5 protein-coding genes are annotated in these 3371 nt (G+C 41.1%); 3 read left to right on the forward strand and 2 right to left on the reverse strand.

Going from position 1 to position 3371, the window contains the following annotated elements:
* The 3 genes from VN379_RS09850 to VN379_RS09860 form a co-directional block, all read left to right on the forward strand.
* Window positions 1–255: sporulation peptidase YabG (locus VN379_RS09850; protein WP_325533288.1), on the forward strand; the 255-nt coding region annotated here is incomplete at its 5' end.
* A gap of 149 nt (window positions 256–404) precedes the next feature.
* Window positions 405–812, forward strand: coding sequence for a transposase (locus VN379_RS09855; protein ID WP_325533296.1), 408 nt, complete (start codon window positions 405–407; stop codon window positions 810–812).
* A gap of 39 nt (window positions 813–851) precedes the next feature.
* Window positions 852–2633: an Eco57I restriction-modification methylase domain-containing protein gene (locus tag VN379_RS09860; RefSeq protein WP_325533290.1), complete on the forward strand. Its 1782-nt coding sequence runs from the start codon at window positions 852–854 to the stop codon at window positions 2631–2633.
* Window positions 2634–2675: 42 nt separating this feature from the next.
* On the opposite strand, the gene VN379_RS09865 is transcribed toward VN379_RS09860, so the two are convergent.
* Together VN379_RS09865 and VN379_RS09870 are read right to left on the reverse strand one after the other, a co-directional pair.
* Window positions 2676–2837, reverse strand: coding sequence for a hypothetical protein (locus VN379_RS09865; RefSeq protein WP_325533292.1), 162 nt, complete (start codon window positions 2835–2837; stop codon window positions 2676–2678).
* Window positions 2838–2973: 136 nt separating this feature from the next.
* A complete protein-coding gene (locus tag VN379_RS09870; RefSeq protein ID WP_325533294.1) occupies window positions 2974–3291 on the reverse strand; it encodes a hypothetical protein in 318 nt (105 codons plus the stop codon).
* Window positions 3292–3371 lie beyond the last annotated feature (80 nt).

Raw genomic sequence — 3371 nt, forward strand, 5'->3', positions numbered from 1 at the left:
TTTGCCGGCGCCTGTCAATCTCATTTTGAAGCTATATTATCCTCAGGCGCCAACTTTGCCAGTTCTCCTAACCGCATTTTTATTCATGCCTATGATCCGGTTTTTATTGCGGAAAAGGTGGCATTTACGCCTATCAACAAGACTGTTGAGGTAAGTGATGCGATTACTGCTTCTGTAACAGGTATTGACGGCGTAGGCGGTCTTGAAACAAGAGGAAAGTTTAGACTGGGAATGCCAAAAACACCCATCAAATAATTTGAAATACACCTTACAAGGTCAACTGTTTAAATGTAGAACGAAACAGAAAGGGGCTGTCTCAATAAGAAATTGAGGCAGCTTCTTTGCATGGAAATACAAGAGGCAGGTTCCGAAGAACCTGCCTCTTGGTGTAAAATTAAACTGTGATGAAAAAAATTACACATATAAATCCTACACAAAAACAACTTCCTATCAACTGGTTTTGCCACTCAAATGTTGGAGTACTTATTCCGGAAAATGATTCAGTCAGGCTGCTAAGCAAAATAATGGATCAACTGGACTACTCGACACTATACAAAGCCTACTCTCGCAAAGGAAGAAAATCAGCCGTATCGCCTAGAATTTTTTTAAAAGTTATTGTTTATGGCTATATGAACAATCTCTACACCAGTCGGTCTATTGAGCAAGCCTGCAGCCGGGATATCCATTTCATGTGGTTATTGCAAGGCGTGAAAGCACCGGATCATAACCGTAAGCGGAATGAGCGGTTTACCACTAGCAGGCGCTTTTCTAACGCAATTAGCTGCTGGGGAAGGGAAGCAAGGGGGCTTTAGCGAAATATAGTGACATAAATTGGTCATGGAGGCGCTGCGGTGTTAAAAGCTAAGGAACAGCCCGGTCTGTCTGTCTGTAAGGCTGCCGGAATTTTTTATACGCCTGAGCATATTGTTAATTACATCCTTGCACATACTTTGGCTAAGCATGATGTTGTGACTGATCCGACACCACGGGTTTTAGATCCGGCCTGTGGCACCGGCAACTTTTTAGTGGCTGCCTATGATCTGCTATGTCAAAAATTTGCAGAGAACCTTATTCTGCTCAGGCAACGTTACGGCCGGGATCAATACATCATAACAAAAGGTAGATCGAAAATCCGGCTTGCCGGCAGCCAGTATTGGCAGCCGGAAAACCTCCATTACCACATTGTTAGTTGCTGCTTATATGGTGCTGACATTGACGCTGACGCAGTTGCTGTGGCTAGGCTTCGACTGGAAGCAAAAGGGGATGCAAAGGTACCTGGGCTAAGTAATCATCTGATTATTTGTGACAGTCTGATTAAATGGGAAGTAGACATAGCCGCCCCAAATCAGGACTGTGATAAAAATAACCCTCATTCTGCAATTTTTTTAAAATTTTGGGAGTTGAAGTTCGATTATATTGTGGGCAATCCGCCGTATATAAGTTTTGGCTTAAACCGGGTAGGAAAAATGTCTATAGATCAGTCGGAATATTTAAGGCGTAATTATGCACACTCAGCTCAGTATAAGCTAAGTTATTATGCTTTGTTCTTTGAAAGAAGCATTCAGGCACTAAAACCAGGTGGTTATCTGGGGTTTATAACACCTGACAGCTACCTGCTCGGGCGTTATTATTCTAAAATTCGCGAATATATATTAGAAACTTGCTTAATTCAGGCAATAACATTGGTAAATAACAATGTGTTTGCCGGTGTCTTGGTGGGTACTCCGGCTATTACTATCCTGAGGAAGATTAACCAGGACATCTCTAAAACTGACATATCAGTCAGTAAATTTGATGGCAATGGGGGGATGGTAGATACTTATCAGTATGATCAAGAATATTTTTCGTGGCAGGTTTACAAACGGTTTCGTTTGTTCTTTCATGCCAGAGATAAGATGCTTATTGATAAGATTGAGCAAGTCCCCTGCGTATTCAAAGATATCACCAAGATTCGGACCGGGATGCGTTCTCTTACCGTACAGGCTGAGATTAAAGGCAAGACTAAGCAAGGAGATACTTGGCACAAGGGGATAATATCCTCAGGGCAGATACTGCCGTTTTATCTTAATTATCAGGGTGACTGGCTTGATGTGAACCCTGATAAGCTGAATAAAGGCGGCTGGGATAAGGCAATCATCGCCGGACCTAAAATTTTTTTGCGCCAGACTGGCGACAGCTTAATTGCCACTATCGATAGGTCTGGTCTATATCATTTAAACAATATCCATTCACTGGTGGTTTCAGGGGATGGAGCAAGTCTGGAATATTTGACATGTATTCTTAATTCTAAGCTAATGAACTATTACTATCATACCGTAACACTGGAAAAGGGTCGCCCCATGGCGCAAGTGGATATCGAGACTGTGGAAAAACTGCCATTAATCATAGATCACCAATATGCTGATAAATTGAATTTTCTAGGCGGAAGGCTGTTACAATTGTCTGAGGCTGCCTACTTTCATGGGCCAAAGCAAGATACTGATGCTATGACTGCCAACAAATTTATATCACTGCTAAATGAAATGAATATAATAGTATACAGTCTGTATGGTTTGTCGGAAAGTGAGATTACTTATATTGAGCAGGTTGAAGCTGCAAATATAAATAAATACGTAAAACATGAAAATAAGTAAGAGGACGTCTGGCCGACGTCCTCTTTTGGTGTAGAATAACTATTATTTTGGTCGGGATTTATTATCTCCGGGAGGTAATATACTGGTGGCCATTTTGTTAGTCAGATTATCGGCATCTTTGCCGCCATAGGGTCCCTGTTGTGTCTGCAGTTCGCCAAAAGGTCCATGTTTTGACTTTAAATTATTGTCATAGATTTTACCCATTATTAAATCACCTCCTGAGATAGTGTTTCCCAAACAAACGTATTTCGCGCTTGGCAATTTCAGTCTTTACAGCTATATGTTACAAAGTGTGTAAAAACCCGCGCTTAAATAAAAGCGCGGGTTTTACACTATCAGACTACATGCACTTAGGACAGCCGCCACGGTGTTCGTGATAATCGAACTCATGGCCGCAGTAGGGGCATAGTTTATACAGACGATAGGTGCAGATTCTGTATAACTTATAGTAGCATTTATAGGTTTTCACACACTCTTTAGTCGGCTGGCACTTCATTTTGGGAGTACAGCATGACATATCCATGTCTTGACAATCATCCATCGTATCACACTTGTCATACTTGTCGCACTTATCATACTTATCGTACTTATCATTACAGCCGCATTTTGATGAATCATCATCACATTTCCAGTAAGGATATTTCTTATAAGACTTCATTAAAATATAGCCTCCTTTATATTTTGGGAATTTAGTTATTTTGCCTGCAAGGCAGAACAACATCCTGCTATATACTATGA

The sequence above is a fragment of the Sporomusa sp. genome (assembly GCF_035561255.1).
In the GTDB taxonomy this organism is placed as follows: domain Bacteria; phylum Bacillota; class Negativicutes; order Sporomusales; family Sporomusaceae; genus Sporomusa.

Excerpts from the sequence above, each read along its gene's own strand:
- VN379_RS09855 (WP_325533296.1), top strand. The coding sequence starts at position 405 with ATGAAAAAAATTACACATATAAATCCTACACAAAAACAACTTCCTATC.
- VN379_RS09865 (WP_325533292.1), bottom strand. The coding sequence starts at position 2,837 with ATGGGTAAAATCTATGACAATAATTTAAAGTCAAAACATGGACCTTTT.
- VN379_RS09870 (WP_325533294.1), bottom strand. The coding sequence starts at position 3,291 with ATGAAGTCTTATAAGAAATATCCTTACTGGAAATGTGATGATGATTCA.